The organism is Amycolatopsis sacchari, from assembly GCF_900114035.1.
Classification (GTDB): Bacteria; Actinomycetota; Actinomycetes; order Mycobacteriales; family Pseudonocardiaceae; genus Amycolatopsis_E; species Amycolatopsis_E sacchari.
Map to the genome: position 1 here is coordinate 151216 of NZ_FORP01000010.1, position 15885 is coordinate 167100.

Genomic DNA, 15885 nt, shown 5'->3' on the forward strand with positions numbered 1-15885 from the left:
GGGTCACATCCCCTAATCCCCTAACCCGCTCGTGTCCCGTGGTCCCCACCGGGACCCGGCACGATCCCCGATGGCAGGACCTGCGGGAATACCTAGATTGACTCGAAGTTGTCCGGCCGGTGCCGGACGCCCTCGTGAGACCGACCCCTAGATACCGGAGACCTCGTTGTCCCACCCCGCCCAGAACCTGCACGACTTCGTGCTGAACCTGCTGACCGACGACGCCGCCCGGTCCGTGTTCGCCGCCGACCCGACTGCCGCGCTCGAGCGCGCCGGGCTGAGCGACGTGACGCCGCAGGACATCCAGGAAGTCGCCCCGCTCGTCGCCGACTACGCGCCGGCCAACGCCGCGGCCTCGCTCGAGTCCGTGCTCTCCACCCTGCCCACCGGTGAGGGCCTGCAGGACACGATCGCGCACCTGACCGCCGTCGCCGACGCCGCGGACGCCGCCGGGGTCCTCCCCTCGCTGGACGCCCCCGAGCGCCAGCTGCCGGTTTCGGCCCCCACGCTCAGCGGGCTGCCGGTCGCCACGCCGGAGCTGGGCAGCACCCTGCCGCTCGGGCTGCCCGAGCTGGGCCAGCAGCTGCCGGAGCTGGGCAACACGCTGCCCGTCGGGGACCTGCCGCTGGACAGCTCGCTGCTCGGCAACCTCCCCCTCGACGGCTCCGCGCTCGGCGACCTGCCGCTCGGCGACCTCCCGCTCGACGGTTCCGCGCTGAGCGGCCTGCCCCTCGACGCGGCCAAGTCCGACGGCCTGCCGATCGCCACCAGCGGCATCGAGGGCCTCAACACCCCGCAGGTGAGCGGCCTGCCCGTCTCGACCCCCGAGCTGGACCTGCCGCTCCTCGGCAAGGTGGAGACCTCGACCAGCGGCACCGGCGACGGCTTCGCCGGCACCGCGACCTATGAGGGTGACGCGGCCACGGGTGCCGCGGGCGTCGCCGCGGCCGACGACAGCCTGGCGGTCGCGGGTACCACCCAGTCGAAGCTCGGTTACGTGGCCGGCAGCGGGATCGCCGGTGCGGACACCCTCGCGGGCGGCCTGCAGAGCGAGTCCGGCCTCGGCTCGTACGGCGTCAGCGCCGAGGGCAGCCCGGCCTCCCTGCCGGACTTCGGCACCGTGACCGACCTGGGCGAGAGCCTGGACTCCGACGCGCTGGCGAAGAGCGCCCCGGCCGCCGGCACCCTGGCCGACTACGTCTCCTCCGGCGGCGAGCTGCTGGGTGAGCACGTCGAGGCCGCCTCGACGACCATCGGTGGCTACCTCACCGGTGTCAGCACCCCCACCGGCGACCTGCGGGCGACCAACGCCCTCACCGACGCCGGCGAGCGGGGCAACGACGCGATCCAGGACGCGGCGAACCACGCCTCGGACCAGGTCTCGCAGCACGTGCCCGCGACCCCGGCGCTGCCCGCGCCGGAGCTGCCCACCGACCTGCCCACGCACCTGCCCGCCGACCTGCCGGTCCACGTGCAGGCCGAGCTGCCCGGTGGGCTGCCGCACCTGCCGGTCGCGAACCCGATGCCGCAGGCGGGCGACCTGGAGCACGCTCTGTCCGCGCAGCCGCTGAGCGACTCGGTGGACGTGTCCCACAACCCCGTCAGCGACGCGACCAGCGCCCTCGACCACTCGCCGCTGTCCCAGGTCACCGACCTCGGCGGCCTCACCGACGACCTGCCTTTCGGCCACTGACCGCGCCCAGTGTGGCGGGCGGTGTTCTCGCCAGTGCCCTCCCTACGGGGTGAGAACACCGCCCGCCGGTCGTACTGACGGCGGGGGTTCGTCGCAAGACGGACCCCCGCCGTTTCCATTTCGTGACCGGACAGGGCACACTGCTGCCCGTGATGGCACCGCCCTGGCTCGAAGTGCTGGACGACACCGTCCGCGCCTGCGCCACCCACCGGCGCGCGGATCTCGTCGAGCGGCTGAGCACGCGGAGATCCCGGCTGCTGGATCCGAAGCTCCGCGTCGTCGTCATCGGCGAGGCGGGACAGGGCAAGAGCCAGCTGATCAACGCCCTGCTCAACGCCCCCGTGTGCGCGGTCGGCGACGACCGGACCACCGAGGTCCCCGCCCTGATCGAGCACGCCGAGACCCCGACCGCGGCCGTGGTGACGGCCCGCCCGCGCGCCATCGCAAGCTCCTCGCGCACGTCTGTGGCGGTCGAGGACGTGACGGCCGAGGCGAACCGCGAAGCCCGCTCCGCCTCCGGCGCTCCGGTAGTCCGCACGGAGATCGGCCTGCCGAGGGCCCTGCTGGCCGGCGGGCTCGCGCTCGTCGACTCGCCCGCCCCGGCCGCGCTGGACACCGTGCGGGAGATGGCCGCGGACGCCGTGGTGATGGCCACCGACGCGACGAGTGAGCTGTCCGGCACGGAGGTCCGCCTGCTCGAACAGGTCGCGCGGCTGTGCCCGACGATCGTCGTGGCCCTCACCAAGATCGATCTCGTCCCGGGCTGGCGTGCCGTGGCCGAGCGGACGCGCGCCCGCCTCGTCGAGGGCGGCCTGCTCGCCACGGTGCTGCCCGTGTCCGCGACGCTGCGGCTGGCCGCCGCCCGCACCGGCGACAAGGCCCTCAACGAGGAATCCGGGTTCGCGGACCTGATCCGCTTCCTGCACCAGGGCCTGCTGGGCCAGGCGGACCTGCTCGCCCGCCGCTCGGTCGCCGCGGTGACCGCGCTGACCGTCGACTCGCTGCTCGGCCCGCTGCAGGAGGAGTTCGCCGCGACGCAGCGCGCCGCGAACACCGAAGCCGTCGCACGCTGGCACAACGAGGGCCGCAGGCTGGAACGGCTGCAGCGCGACGCGAGCCGCTGGCAGACGATGCTCTCCGACGAGGTGTCCGACCTGCTGTCGGACGTCGAGTTCGACCTGCGGGACCGCACGCGCCGGATCCTGGTGGAGGTCGACGAGTACTTCGACGCGGCCGACCCCGCGAAGACGTGGGACGAGTTCGAGGTCTGGCTCCGGGAGAACCTGACGGCGGTCGCCGAGACGAACTCCGAATGGCTGCTCGACCGGTTCGAGTGGATCGCGCGGAAACTGGCCCGCCAGCTCGCGCCCCACCGGCCCGACGCGGTGCCCGACTCGCTGCCGCGCGAGGTGCCCGCGGACGCCGTGGGCGACCTGCGGATGCCCCGGGTGGAGCGGTTCGGCGTGGGCCAGAAGCTGTTCGTCGGTATGCGCGGCTCGTACAGCGGGCTGCTGATGTTCGGCCTCGCGACCACGATCGCGGGCCTGCCGCTGATCAACCCGATCTCGCTCGGCGCGGGTGCGGCGTTCGGCGCCAAGAGCGTGCTCGAAGAGCGGGGCAACCGGCTCAAGCGCAGGCAGGCCGCCGCGAAGACCGCAGCCCACCGGTACGTCGACGACTTCTTCCTGACCTACGGCAAGCACAGCAAGGACACCGCGCGGCAGATCCACCGCGCGCTGCGCGACCGGCTCACGGCCGTGGCCGACGAGCTGCGGGCCGAGATCACCGAGTCCGCGAAGTCGATCAAGCAGGTCATCGACACCGACACGGCGCAGCGCACGGCACGTGCGAACGAGATCCGCCGCAGCATCGAGGAGCTGGCCGGGCTCCGGCAGCGGGCGCAGTCGCTCGGCGCGACCAGGGCGGTCCAGGTGCCGCGGGGGCTCACCGCGTGAACCTCGCGGCACAGACCCGGCTGCTGCTGGAACAGGCCTACGACGCGTACCGGGACAGCCCGCGCGCCGCCTCCTGGCTGGGCAGGCACCTCGACCGGTTCTCCGACCCGCTGCGCCTCGCCGTCGTGGGCGGTCCGGCGACGGGCAAGTCGACGATGGTGAGCGCGATCGCCGGGCAGGAGCTGTCCGGGCAGGGCGACGGGATGCGCTGGTTCCGCGCCGCGCCGAGCCGCTCGCAGAACGAGCTGACGCTCATCGACACGCCCGCGATCGACGAGCACGCCACCCCCCAGACCATCGAGGGGATCTGCGCGGAAGCGGACGCGGTGCTGTACCTGGTGCGGCATCCGCACAACGCCGACCTCGGCTTCCTGCACACGTTGCAGGACCACGCGATCGCGCGTGCTTCGGCGGTCAACTCGGTCGTCGTGCTGTCGCGGGCCGACGAGCTGGGCGGCGGCCGGGTGGACGCGTTGATCTCCGCCCGCCAGATCGCCCGCCGCTACCGGCGCGAGCCGGAGCTGCGTGGCCTGTGCCAGGACGTCGTGCCGGTCGCGGGGTTGCTCGCCGCGGGCGGGCGCACCCTGCGGGAGGCCGAGTTCGACGCGCTGGTGGACCTCGCCGCCGTGCCGAAGGCCGAGCTGGAGCCGCAGTTGCTGTCGGCCGACCGCTTCCTCGCCTCGACCGGGCAGCCGGGTGCGGTGCTGCTCGAACGGTTCGGCCTGTTCGGCGTGCGGCTGGCGATCACGCTCATCCGCCGCGGCGCGCAGACCCTGCCGTCACTGGCGGCGCAGCTCGTGCCCCGCAGCGGGCTCGCCGAGCTGCGCGACTCGATCGACCAGTACTTCACCGAGCGCGAGGAGGTGCTCAAGGCGCGTTCCGCGCTGCTGGGGCTGGAAGTGGTGCTGCGCATGGAACCCCGGCCCGCGACGCCCGCGCTGGCCGCGGAGCTGGAGCGGGTCGTGGTGAGCGCGCACGAGTTCCGCGAGCTGCGCCTGCTGGCGGCGTTGCGGACGGGGCGGATCGCGCTGCCGCCGGAGCTCGCCGCGGAGGCGGTGCGGCTCCTGGGCGGGCACGGCACGGGGATCGCGGAGCGGCTGGGCGGCGACGGGTCGCAGCACGCTGTGCTCGACGCGATCCGGCGGTGGCGGGAGCTGGCGGAACGGCCGGGGGCCGGCACGGGTGAACGGCGCGCGGCGGCCGTGGTGGTGCGCAGCTGCGAGGCGCTGGCGGCGGGACCGCTGTGAAGTGGCGCGGCAACAGGCTGTTGCCGCGCGGGTTCACTCCTGCGGTGCGGCCGGTTTGAAGTAGACGGTGCCGCCGCCGGTGGGCATGCGGCGGAAGAAATCCACCCGGGTGACCGGGCGGCCGGCGGGCTGCTGCCCGACCGCGGGGTGCTCGCCGGGCCCGCCCGGTCGCGTGACCGGCTCGCCGGGCCGCGTGCCGGTTCTGCGAGAGGGCTCCCACTGCGCTGCCATCGCGCTCCTTAACCGATTCGGGGAATTCCGTGCGATGTGGACAGTACTCCGCCGGTGCGCCAGTCCGCCCGCGCCCCGCCCCCGGTCAATTCGGCCGCGAAAACCGTTGGCGCAGCGCGAACCCGGGCTGACTTCGGGTGACGGATAACCGTTACCGGCATTGCCGAACCCCCTGCTCCCTCGAACGTGTCACCCCGATCAGGGGAGACGGTGCACCAGCGCCGACCGCACGAGGTGCGCGAGCGCGACGGCCTGTTCCGGGGCCAGCGCGTCCGCGGACAAGGGCTCCTTTTCCAGTCTCCGCACGATTTCCGCGGCGTCCTGTGCCAGCCAGTGCAGTTGCGGCGGGCTGCCGGGGCGCGCGGCGAGGACGCGTCCGGTCGCGGCCATCCGCGCGAGCCGCACGAGCGGATCGAGAACGTAACGCCCCGCGGGCGCGGTTTCCCCGGGAATTTCCGGCGGATTTCCCTCCGCACGCAAAAATGTGCGGAGCAGCCACCGCGCGTCCCCTTCGAGGGCGTCCTCGGCGCCCAGCAGCCACCGCCCGATTTCGGTTTCCCTCGCCCTGGCGGAGAGCAGCAGCGAATTCTCCCCCAGCAGCCCGGTTTCCCCGCGGCGCACGACCTCTTCAGCGAACTGCGCGAGGCACGCGTAGGCGTGGAACGCGGCGACGACCTGTTCCACCGGCCAGCTCGCCCCGGACCACGACGGACGGAAGATCCGGTCCCGCGACAGGTCCTCGGCGAGGAAGTCGTGCGTGATGGCGAGGTCGAAGAACTTCTGGTGCGCGCCTTCGTGCACCAGTGCCTCCGCGACGTCGTACGCGCACGCCGGCTCGTCGATCAGGATCAGCCCGGGGAACAACCGCGAGGAGGCCGACACCAGGCCGCGCGAGGTGTCCCTGTCGAGCACGACGAGCAAACCCGTGTGCGGCACCAGGTCCGCGGCGAGCCGGGGGATGACTTCGGCCGCCTTCGCCAGCCCGGCCTGGACGAGCGTCAGCGCCCGGTGGTGCCGTTCGCCGTCGGCTTCCGTCAGCGGCCGCGGCGGCGGGCCGGGAATGCCGCTCTGCGCGTGCACGACCGACAACGCGCCGGCGAGGCGGTCCCCGGCCTGCGCGCCGGTCGCGACGTCCAGGCGCAGGGGCCCGGCGTGCAGGCGCGTGATCACGTCGTCGAGCGAGTCGTCGGCCGTGGGGTCGAAGGTGCTCCGGCCCGCCAGCGCCTCGCCGACGCGGAACCGGAACAGGGGGTTGTCGAGCTGGTCGTCGGACCGGGTGCAGGGCGCCGAGGCGCACACCTCGACGGCCAGCCGGTACAGCGCCCGGCGCTCGGCGAGGAGCGCGTCCGCGGGCGCGAGCGCCGCGTGGACTTCGGTCGCATCCGGCCAATCGGAACTGAGAGTCATCCTGCGGCTTCCACCTTGAACGAGAGGTGATCCCCGACCGCGACAAGGTACGCCGCCCACCGGGTTCCCACATCTCCGGGGACATGTCAGACAACAGATCACCGACATGTCCCCCGAACGGCCGTCAGCGTGCGATCAGACGGCCCCGCCGAGCAAGGAGACGATCTGCACCAGGCCGAGCACCGCGAGCGTGAGCCCCGCGGTCACGGTCATGACCAGAATCGTGCGCCAGCCGATCATCGCGACCGCAAGGGCCACCAGGAAGATGACTATCAGCAGGTTTTGCGAGTTCACCACGACACCTCCTCGGTTGCTGCCGAGCCGGCACCGGGGGTTGGGGTTGCCAGCCCTTGTCCGCCTCGGTGTAACGAGCATGCTTGTCTAGTCTGTTGTCTGTCAAGTAACAACTTGCTGACTGACAACTTGCGTCCGTTGTCCGCCAGGAGTTACAGTTCCTGGAACGCTCGGGGAACCCCTAGAGACTCGAGAAGGCTGCTCATGGATGACGAGAGCTGGGCGCTCTCACCGGACACCCGCAAACCACTGCCGGAGCTGATCGAGGACAAGCTCCGGCAGCTGATCGAGAGCGGTCGTTTCCAGGCCGGCGACCGGTTGCCGACCGAACCCGAGCTGGCGCAACGGCTCGCGGTCGCCCGCAGCTCGCTGCGCACGGCGCTGCAGCGCCTGCAGCTGCAGGGCATCGTCGAGGTGATGCGCGGACGCGGCTGGTACGTCCGGTCCACGAACTTCGGTGACCGCGACGAGGCGCCGCTGGTGCTCGACGGGCAGATCAGCGGTTCGGACCTGATGGAGGTCCGGATCGCGCTGGAGGCCACCGCGGCCAGCCTCGCCGCGACGCGCGCCGACGACGGCGAGCTCGACGAGATCGCGAAGCGCGCGAAGGACCACCAGACCGCGGCCACCGAGGACGCGGACGAACTGCTCCGCACCGACGAGGAGTTCCACGCCGCCGTCATCAGGGCGAGCCACAACGAGTTCCTCGAACAGCTGTACCGGTCGCTCGTGCCGAAACTGCGGGGCTACCGGCGGAACAGCTACGGCACGGTGGAGCTGCACAACCGGTCCGCGACGGAACACGACCAGGTGGCGTGGTTCCTCAAGCGCCGGGACGAGGGCGGCGCCCGCGTGTCGATGACCGCCCATCTGCTCGGGCTGTACAACGACCTGGCGAACCGGGACGCGCTGCCGGCTGAGGAACGGGCGACGCTGAACACGTACAGCTACGACGAGGCCGACGAACCCCGCTGGCACAAGAGCTGAATTAATCCGATCGGGCCTATCGCCCTTTCCCGCCTTCCGCAGATCATGGATGCTCTCGCTACGAGGCGGAGAGGCAGTGGAGGCTGGGGACGAAATCCGGCCCGCCGGATTCACGCGGCCCAGGCGGGGGGTACGGCGGCTGGCCGGCTCGCTGCTGTTCCTCGGGGTGCTGGCGCTGGTCGGGACGGTGCTGTGGGCGCCGGGAGGTGGCTGGGCGGAGCCGGTCCACCGGCTGCTCGAACTGACCTTCCCCGTGTTGTTGCTGGCGGCTGCCGGGCTCTACGGGTACGAGCTGTTCCTGCGCCGGTGGCTGGCGGCCGAGCTCGTGCGCATCGCCGGGCCGCGGATCGTCGAGGCGCTCCTCCCCCACCAGGTGATGGAGGCGTTCCTCGATTCGATCTACGGGCGCAACGAGGCGAACCGGGACGTGATGACGGGTGTGCTCGGCGGGGCGGGACGCCGTCCCGGCGGGGGCGACCTGACCATCAGCACGCACACCGGTGTGCACATGGAGCTGCGGGCCGTCGACCAGGAGCTGTACTACCTCACCACCGCCGTCACCTACAGCTTCCGGCAGAACGTGCCGGTGGACCGGTTCATCGTGTTCGCGACGTGCAACGCGCTGCTGCGGGACTCGATCAGCTCCGGCTGCCAGCTGCCGTTGTTCGAGCTGTGGTTCGTGCCGGACAGCACCCTGTTCCACAGTTCGGTGGACGACATGCTGCCGTCGGTGCGGCTCGGCATCGAGTACGTCGATTCGGCGGGCAGGCACCACAGCGCGTCGGCGAGCAAGCTGCGGCTGCGCGAGGTGAAGTACCAGCAGTGGGCGGACTACCTGTCGTTCTTCCGGGAGGACATGGGCCCGCTGCCGCGGCAGAACACGTCGGACCACCTCGGTGACCTGCGGATCTTCGAGTGCGACCTGAGCGACATCGCCGCGGACGACCACACGGTGCAGGCCATCGAGCGGCTGTCGGTGCGGGTCAGCGCGCTGCAGCGCGTCGACGACGGCATGTGTTACTGGCAGGCGCCGTACCCGTGCTACGTCGACCAGATCACGTTCGCGGTGAAGGAGCTGGACGTGGAGGGCTCGGGGGCGTTCGAGTTCAACCTCGCGCCGTTCACGTTCCGCTCCAACACCGCGACGACGCGCTGGCTGCGGGCGGAGGACCTGCCGGAACTGGACGTGCGTTCGTGGCTGCTGCCGGGGCACGGGGTCGCACTGCTGTGGCGCCCCAGCCGCGGCGGCGAGTGAGGCGGCGCGGTCAGAGCTCGATCCAGTAACGCAGAACGCGGTCACTGCTTTCGAGAACGCCACCGTTCCGCTCGATCGTCTTGGCTGAGGCGGAGTTGTCCGCTCGGCAGACGAGCAGCACGCGTGGCAGGCCCAGCGCACGTGCTTCGTCGAGCATCGCGCCGAGCGCCCAGGTGGCGATCCCCCGGCCCCGCGCCGAAGGACGGATGCCGTAGCCGATGTGCCCGAGCCGCGCCGCGGCACCGGTGAGCTCGTGCCGCAGCGCGATGCCGCCCAGCACTTCACCGTCCTCGACGATCCACCGGCAGGTGGCGTGGACCCGGCCGTCCGGCAGGGGCCGCGCGGGGTCCCCCTGGTCGTTCAGCCGCGCGACCCAGGCCGCGAACCCCTCCGGGGAGTCGACGTCGTCGTCCGGGCCGATGCCGAAGCCGTCCTCGTGGACGCCTGGGCCCCAGTCGTCCCGCGCGCGGAGCCACGCGTCACGCAATCCGGTGGTGGGGGCGAGCAGTTCGAGCACAGACCCTCCGAGGGGGCTAGTTGCGGCGGTCGGACCAGCCGGCGGGCAGCTGGTCGGGCGCGACGGAGATGACCGACTCGTCATTCTCGCCGACGTGCTCGAACAGGGTGATCTCGGCGAACTCGGGGACGATGTAGATCGGGTAGGTCGGCCCCTCGTCGCGGTAGGCGCGCATCTCGTCGAGGTGCTCGTTCTGGAAGACGACCGTGCGCTCGCCGTGTTCCTCCACCCAGCGCGGGAAGAAGATCACGCCGTGCAGGCGGCGCCGCGCGGGCAGCACGTTCACGACGACGGACGTGCCGGTCGGCTCGTTCCAGGAGATCTTGTAGTCGTCGTCGCCGAGGCGGACCAGGTCGACCTGCTGGTCCTTGACCCAGCGGCCGCCGACCATCCCGGAGTGGATGCGGTAGTCGATGGTCGTCGCGTTCTTGACGTACATCTCGTACTGCCAGCCGTTGGCGTAGGTGTAGATGAACCGGTGGCCGACGAGGCCGGACAGATCTTGAACGGTGGTGCTCATGCCTTTTATTTTGTCACAAAACTAGTTTGTCTCGAAACGAGAGTTGCGGCACACTGTGACGCGTGGACGCCGCCGCCGAACTCGGCCGACTGCTGGGCCCCCTCCGCCGCGCCGTGCTGCGCGCGGCCCGCACCGCCGCGGACCTGCCCGACCTGCCGGAGGCGCAGATCGAGCTGCTGCGGGTGCTGGTCGCCGAAGGGCCGCTGGGCCCGCGGACCGTCGCGGCGCGGCTGCACGTCGCGCCGTCGACCGTGAGCAACCTGGTGAAGGCGATGCTCGCGGCGGACCTGGTCGAACGCGTCCCCGCCCCGGACGATCTGCGCACGGTCCGCCTCAGCGCGTCAGCGAAGGCGCGCGACCTGCTGAACCGCTACGACCGGACCAGTTCCGCGACACTGGCCCGCACGATCGCCGAATTGCCGGCGGAGGAGCGGGCGGTGCTGGAGACGGCGTTGCCGGTACTGGCGCGGCTGGTGGAGAAGCTGGAACGGGGCGCCTCTTCGCCGGACTGATTCACGCGTTGCCGGGCAGCTTGGGCCAGGTCGCGGCGGCGATCGTCTTGGCCACGGTGCAGGCGTCCGTGGCGTTGTCGGACGGGCGCACGAACAGCTGCGCGAACTGGTGGAACCCGCGGACCGGGGAAGGGCCGAGGTCGGTGGCCAGGGCACAGCCCGTGTCGCCCGGCATGGTGACCGTCGGCCGGTTCGCGATGCGGACGTCGGACCTGCCGGGCAGGTTGCCGTAGTCCAAGCTGAACTCGATCTGGCTGTAGTCGGTCAGGTCGAGCCACGTGCAGTGGTGGCGGGTGAGAGCGGGCACCGGCTTCATCCCGTCGGCCAGCGCGGGCGGCGCGATCGCGAGGACGTCGGGCACGACGGTGCAGGCGTCGATCGTGCCGATGCCGCCGGCGGGGAAGGTCAGATGGCCGGCCTTCCTGGCGGTGACGTCGGCGACGAGGCCGTCGAGAACGGCGTCTTCCACCTTGCAGAGGTCCTCACGCTGGTCGACGGTGTTGTCGTCGCCGGTGAGCGCCACGGACGCGGCGAGGTGCGTCCCGTCGGCGAAGGTCAGGTAGCGACGACATTCGTCGGGCGAGCCGTAGCCGGTGGACTCGATCTTCAGGCCGTCGCCGAGCGTCTTCGCGGTGACGTCCGCGGTGCGGTCGGGGTCCGCCGTCTTGCCGCCGAGCCCGCCGACGGTGAGCAGCGCTTCCTTACCGTCCACAGTGGTCAGAGCGGAGCACTGGTCAGGCGCGGGGAGGACGCTCTTGACGTTCTTCGCGCCCGCGGCACCGGCGGCGTCGAGGTCGAGCAGACTGCAGTAGTCGATCGTGGTGAGGTCGCCGAACGCCTGCTCGGCGGTCAACGCCGGCGGCGGGGGTGGCGGAGTGCTGGGCGCGGGCGCAGGCCCGGCGACGGTGGACGCACAGGCGGCGAGCAGCACGGCGGGAAGCACCGCGAACCAAGATCGGGACACGCGAGGGTTATCCGTCACAGGCGGCGTGGTGTTTCGTCCCGTGATCAAACCGTTCCCGGAATCGGAAATCGAGGTGGTTATCGGGCCATCACACCGGCCCGGACATCCGGAACGGGCAGAATACTGCCATGGATGCTGGCCTCCGGGAGTTCTACGACGTCGTCGGTGAGCCGGGCTACGAAATCGACGTGAACCCGGAGTTCCCACCGGACGGCAATTGGGCTGAGCCTGTTTTCACGTTCGGCCCGGACGGTCGGGTCGAGCCCGGATTCGCGCCAGGCACAGGTGGAGTCCTCGTTCTTCGAGTCACCGCGGCCGAGGCACCGGCTTGGGTTGGGGTTTTCCCGGCTGGCGACCTCCGCGGCGTCGACGGGGTATACGCAGGTCCGGCCGCCCGTCAAATGTGCGTGCTTGCCGCTGGAGACGCGTATCTCGTACAGGTGGACGCGCCGCACGCAGGTGCGCTCGTCGCCCAGGTCCAGGTCCAGCAGGTGGCCAAATCGCTCGATCCGGCGCTGCTCCTGCTGGTCCGCGACTTCGACATCGTGGCTATCGGGAGGTCAGGAATCGCGTGGCGTTCCCCGAGACTGGCGGTCGACGATCTTCGCGTGCTGGCGGCGGATTCCCGCGGAATCCACTGCACGGGCTACTTCCTCGGCGACAGGACGGAAACGGTCACCGTGGATCCGATGACCGGCGAAGTGATCGACGGACGACGCCTGAAAGGCACCGGCCCCGGGCCTGGCCCGGCATAACCCCTGGTCACAGACGCGGAAGCGGAGGGATTTGAACCCTCGGTGGGGTTGCCCCATGCTCGCTTTCAAGGTCCACGAGGTGCAGTTCGGACGTGGCCGGACCCGGTTTGACCGTAGGCGGAGGCGGCCACTGCGACGAGAGAGCGGGGATGGATGGGCCTGAACTGCAACCCAGGCTGCGCACGTGGCTACAGGGGCTCGGCAACTGCGCCAAGTATTCGCCCGCGGACCCACCTGCGTTGACCAGCGTGCCGCAACCTAGGGGCAGTTCGTCGAAACCCTACGAGACGAACCGCCCCAGGTTTCGGATATCTAAACCTTGTACTTGCTGCTCCGCTTGCGGAACGCCTCGGGCCCCCCGTCGAGAACCTCGCACGCATGTTCCCGGATTCCACAAGAACTCAGAACATGGTCAACATCACGCTTTTCCTCGCTGTGTTCGAGCGATCCGGACAAATAATCAAACATTCTTCCGTTTAGATTTTTCCGATCATCATCGTGGCGATTCGCGATGATTACTTGCTCTGAGTCAGCGCCGACGACTAGGTTCGCATTATGGCTTACCATCAGTATCTGTCGCTCGGATTTTCGCTTGACAAGGTATGGAACAATATTGTCATAGACAGACCTGCTATCCAGGTCGTCTTCCGGCTGATCGATCAGTAACGGCCACGCCTCCGGCGATTCCTCCAGTATAAGCGTCGGGGCGAACAGCGCTTGCTTACCAGGAGTCATTGAGGAACGCTGAAAGCCCCCAATACGGTCCCCATCCAATACAGCAAAGAAGCGGATCTCAGGTGTCGCGCACAGGACATCTGCAGACAAACCGTCAGGCGTCCAAGCAGCTCGAATTCTCTGAGTACCCACAAACATCGACAGCAAGAATTCTGAGGGTGCGTCTTGAGCCTCCTCGATTCTGGCGGTCTGTGTCGCCTTGTCTAGATACGGCCCGTGATCCCGCATGTTGAACCCCTGCGAGAGAGTCCGCTTCGTTTCCTCTGAAAATTCTATTTCGATACCGATTGTGATACCGTCATCAAGCTTATTATTCGCATGGCCGAAGTTTTCAAACAGCTCACTAATATGCTTACCGCGATCACTAATCTGTGATTTTATCTTATCGACTTCGGCTAGCTGCTGCTCCTGCAACCTCTTAACTACACCCTCCTGTGTGGCAATCGCAGCAAGAGTTGTTTCTTGCTTCCTGCTACTTTGCACCAGTGCATCTAGCTCAGATAAGGCTCGGTACTTTGCAATGAGGGCCTCGTTGTCCAGCCTCAGCGATCGAGTCGCTGCACCGATCTCTGACGACTCAATTTCGAGTTCGCGCCGGTACTCTCCTATTTTCCTTCTCAAATTTTCAGTTAGCGTACTACGCGCTTCTTCGACCAGCTTGACAATCTCACTTTCAAGGTCGGAAGGCAGCGCTGAGGACGAGGGGGTGGTGTCGATACGAACCTGTACGAGCTCACTCCCGACGTAACCCCCTCCTTCGGTCATCGAGACGTAAGGCGCAACTAGATCGCTTTCCTCAGCAAGTCTCTTAGCCCGGCTCTCCTTCTCTCCGATCTCACTGACGATTCGCTGGTAAGTTTCAGTCTCTCCCGCAGTCAGATGCGATGCATCTCGCAAGGTCGCGATCTGTTCTAGAATCGCGTTATAGGTACTTTCTACCCCTTTCTTGTCACCGAGCTCCCGCAATTTGCTTACTGCCGCGGATACTTCACTTGTTAACTCGAACCAGCGATTGACCGAAGATCGGATAGTCTTATTGCAAGCCTGAATATCAGCTTCAACCTGACGGTAAATAGCAGCGAACCGTGTATCTCTCCTAAACAACGCCGGCTGAATCTTGCTCGTTATTTCTTCGGGTCGCTCGCTAATTGCATAGAGGGAGTTTTGAGGGATGTAAATGACGCGGCCCGTTTCCGCAGCGGGATCCCCCCACTCCACCTTGCACACGATGTTCTTTACAGAATCCCATGTCATCCCGGCGGCCGGCCCTGCGTCCTCGCGCCTTACCAAACCGGTGGCCACCTGCTGTTCAATAGCATTTTCTGGGTCGACAGCATGGGCGATGTAGGCCAAGAGGGAGGACTTGCCCGACGAACGTGCGCCAATAATCGAGACGAGGTTCTGATTAAGAACGACCTCCGACGGGAAGTCTTCGGTACCTGTGAAGCTAACCCTAGATATGTACTGGTAAGGCTCGCGTCGATCTGGCCGCACAGCCTGAAGCTTCACTCGGTTTTGCGGCTCGAAGTACGTTTGCTGGAGACCTTCAAAAGTGAGGTCTGCCTTTATCCACGTCGTTTCATAGTTCGTGTTTCCTTCACGCACGTGCTTACCGAGACCGGTATCAAGGTCAGTGAAGTGATGTGCATCGCAGCCACCGAAAACCGGTTTTTGAGCGACCTGTTCGTCCCCTTCAAGGCGATCAATGTTGAGAAAGTAGCTCACATTGCGCTGGTTGCCGAAAAATGCATGTGAAAACTTGTCTATCTCGTCGCTGAGGTTTTCCTTACGTCGAGCACCACGAGTCGGACGCAGACCATCGCCTTTACACGAGGTCACCACGAGCACGTTCTCTAAGATGTCAACTTTTCGGCCAAAGGTTTCTTTTACAGCCTCGGCGATATCCTCTTTTAAGACAGTAGCTCGGCCGAAGTCGCTATGCTTGAGGTCGGCGCACGTCAGCTGTATCTGACCCGGATCGTAACACTGCGTGCGAAGCCTAGACAAGAATTTTTGAGCCACTTCCTCGCTGATATCTGGCCGAAATATAAGATGCAGATTTACTTCTTCACCTGCACCGTTAACAGCTTCGACGAGACGCAGCTCAACGTTCGGAAAGAACACTTTTTCCGAGTACGGATATAGGCGCTGGTACTCGTTTCTGAGACGGAAGTACCCGTCGAAAGAGAAGTAGTCGGTGATCCCGAAGGCATCGACATCAGATTGCTCAAGAGTTCGGCAGAAACGTTCCCAAACTGCAGGGTCGTCGGCGTTGCCGTACTGGTTGTTCAGCTTCGTGCCCGGCGGATGCAAATGCAAGTCCCATTTGCGCCACTCTGAACCCCTCGGGAATCGTCTCAACCCACCCAACTCCTTGACGTCAACAGTTTACGACACCTGCCACTAGTAGGATCACTCTTGGCGAGCGTCGGCTTCGTTCGAACGCTGTTCAAAGCGTTCAGGCGGGCGAGAATTTATCAGCTTGGCGACTTGGAAGTCGGAGGGCTCGCCGCGTTGTCGCCGAGCTTTTTCAAAGTTCTCGATCTTACGATTCGTAGGCATGCCTTCGCGGACCGCAGCCATCTACACCTAGACCGCTCCCACGCGGCAGTCAGACGACTACAGCGACGGCCAGTTGGGCCGTCACTCAAAGGGCTGACTGCGTCTTCACCGATGGTCGACGGTTCCCGATCGCCTACTACGACGTTCATGGACGCTCGGTATGCATCGATGGCGACGCGGCTTGTTGGCTATTCGTAGTCCACGAGGACGACAAAGTGCTGACGCGCATAGAGGAGGGCACCTAGGTACTA

At 67.5% G+C, this 15885-nt stretch carries 14 protein-coding genes; 7 read left to right on the forward strand and 7 right to left on the reverse strand.

Going from position 1 to position 15885, the window contains the following annotated elements:
* Positions 1–166 precede the first annotated feature (166 nt).
* From BMZ92_RS18690 to BMZ92_RS18700, 3 genes are all read left to right on the forward strand, one after another.
* Complete coding sequence (locus BMZ92_RS18690) at positions 167–1693, forward strand: IniB N-terminal domain-containing protein (RefSeq protein ID WP_091509217.1); 1527 nt, start codon at positions 167–169, stop codon at positions 1691–1693.
* 149 nt (positions 1694–1842) lie between these two features.
* Positions 1843–3648, forward strand: coding sequence for a dynamin family protein (locus BMZ92_RS18695; protein ID WP_091509394.1), 1806 nt, complete (start codon positions 1843–1845; stop codon positions 3646–3648).
* On the forward strand, positions 3645–4895 hold the full coding sequence (locus tag BMZ92_RS18700; protein WP_091509218.1) for a GTPase domain-containing protein: 1251 nt from the start codon (positions 3645–3647) through the stop codon (positions 4893–4895). Before BMZ92_RS18695 ends, BMZ92_RS18700 begins: the two co-directional genes overlap by 4 nt.
* A 33-nt stretch (positions 4896–4928) precedes the next feature.
* On the opposite strand, the gene BMZ92_RS18705 is transcribed toward BMZ92_RS18700, so the two are convergent.
* The 3 genes from BMZ92_RS18705 to BMZ92_RS37430 all read right to left on the reverse strand — a co-directional run bounded on the left by BMZ92_RS18705 (position 4929) and on the right by BMZ92_RS37430 (position 6830).
* Positions 4929–5126, reverse strand: a complete 198-nt coding sequence (locus BMZ92_RS18705) for a hypothetical protein (RefSeq protein WP_091509221.1) — start codon at positions 5124–5126, stop codon at positions 4929–4931.
* A gap of 198 nt (positions 5127–5324) precedes the next feature.
* Positions 5325–6533, reverse strand: a complete 1209-nt coding sequence (locus tag BMZ92_RS18710) for an aKG-HExxH-type peptide beta-hydroxylase (RefSeq protein WP_177228760.1) — start codon at positions 6531–6533, stop codon at positions 5325–5327.
* A 135-nt stretch (positions 6534–6668) separates the two neighbouring features.
* Positions 6669–6830: a hypothetical protein gene (locus tag BMZ92_RS37430; protein ID WP_177228752.1), complete on the reverse strand. Its 162-nt coding sequence runs from the start codon at positions 6828–6830 to the stop codon at positions 6669–6671.
* A 201-nt stretch (positions 6831–7031) separates the two neighbouring features.
* Between BMZ92_RS37430 and BMZ92_RS18715 the strand changes: the two genes are divergently transcribed.
* Complete coding sequence (locus BMZ92_RS18715) at positions 7032–7814, forward strand: FadR/GntR family transcriptional regulator (protein ID WP_091509226.1); 783 nt, start codon at positions 7032–7034, stop codon at positions 7812–7814.
* Between the two features lie 76 nt (positions 7815–7890).
* Positions 7891–9069, forward strand: coding sequence for a hypothetical protein (locus BMZ92_RS18720; protein WP_245783128.1), 1179 nt, complete (start codon positions 7891–7893; stop codon positions 9067–9069).
* Between the two features lie 10 nt (positions 9070–9079).
* Here the strand turns inward: BMZ92_RS18720 and BMZ92_RS18725 are convergent, their stop codons facing one another.
* Both BMZ92_RS18725 and BMZ92_RS18730 read right to left on the reverse strand, forming a co-directional pair.
* Positions 9080–9586: a GNAT family N-acetyltransferase gene (locus BMZ92_RS18725; RefSeq protein WP_091509228.1), complete on the reverse strand. Its 507-nt coding sequence runs from the start codon at positions 9584–9586 to the stop codon at positions 9080–9082.
* 16 nt (positions 9587–9602) lie between these two features.
* Positions 9603–10106: a phenolic acid decarboxylase gene (locus BMZ92_RS18730; protein ID WP_091509230.1), complete on the reverse strand. Its 504-nt coding sequence runs from the start codon at positions 10104–10106 to the stop codon at positions 9603–9605.
* A 62-nt stretch (positions 10107–10168) separates the two neighbouring features.
* On the opposite strand from BMZ92_RS18730, the gene BMZ92_RS18735 reads away from it, so the two are divergent.
* Entirely contained in the window at positions 10169–10618 is a 450-nt protein-coding gene (locus BMZ92_RS18735; protein ID WP_091509232.1) for a MarR family winged helix-turn-helix transcriptional regulator, read from the forward strand.
* A gap of 1 nt (position 10619) precedes the next feature.
* Here BMZ92_RS18735 and BMZ92_RS18740 read toward each other — a convergent pair whose 3' ends face one another.
* A complete protein-coding gene (locus BMZ92_RS18740; protein ID WP_143249886.1) occupies positions 10620–11582 on the reverse strand; it encodes a hypothetical protein in 963 nt (320 codons plus the stop codon).
* Between the two features lie 128 nt (positions 11583–11710).
* On the opposite strand from BMZ92_RS18740, the gene BMZ92_RS18745 reads away from it, so the two are divergent.
* Complete coding sequence (locus tag BMZ92_RS18745) at positions 11711–12337, forward strand: hypothetical protein (RefSeq protein WP_091509238.1); 627 nt, start codon at positions 11711–11713, stop codon at positions 12335–12337.
* Between the two features lie 312 nt (positions 12338–12649).
* On the opposite strand, the gene BMZ92_RS36880 is transcribed toward BMZ92_RS18745, so the two are convergent.
* Entirely contained in the window at positions 12650–15433 is a 2784-nt protein-coding gene (locus tag BMZ92_RS36880; RefSeq protein ID WP_143249887.1) for a TrlF family AAA-like ATPase, read from the reverse strand.
* Positions 15434–15885: the final 452 nt, after the last annotated feature.

What these genes read in the sequence shown, in the direction of transcription:
- BMZ92_RS18705 (WP_091509221.1), bottom strand. Translation starts at nt 5,126, where the DNA reads ATGGCAGCGCAGTGGGAGCCCTCTCGCAGAACCGGCACGCGGCCCGGC.
- BMZ92_RS18710 (WP_177228760.1), bottom strand. Translation starts at nt 6,533, where the DNA reads ATGACTCTCAGTTCCGATTGGCCGGATGCGACCGAAGTCCACGCGGCG.
- BMZ92_RS18715 (WP_091509226.1), top strand. Translation starts at nt 7,032, where the DNA reads ATGGATGACGAGAGCTGGGCGCTCTCACCGGACACCCGCAAACCACTG.
- BMZ92_RS18730 (WP_091509230.1), bottom strand. Translation starts at nt 10,106, where the DNA reads ATGAGCACCACCGTTCAAGATCTGTCCGGCCTCGTCGGCCACCGGTTC.
- BMZ92_RS18745 (WP_091509238.1), top strand. Translation starts at nt 11,711, where the DNA reads ATGGATGCTGGCCTCCGGGAGTTCTACGACGTCGTCGGTGAGCCGGGC.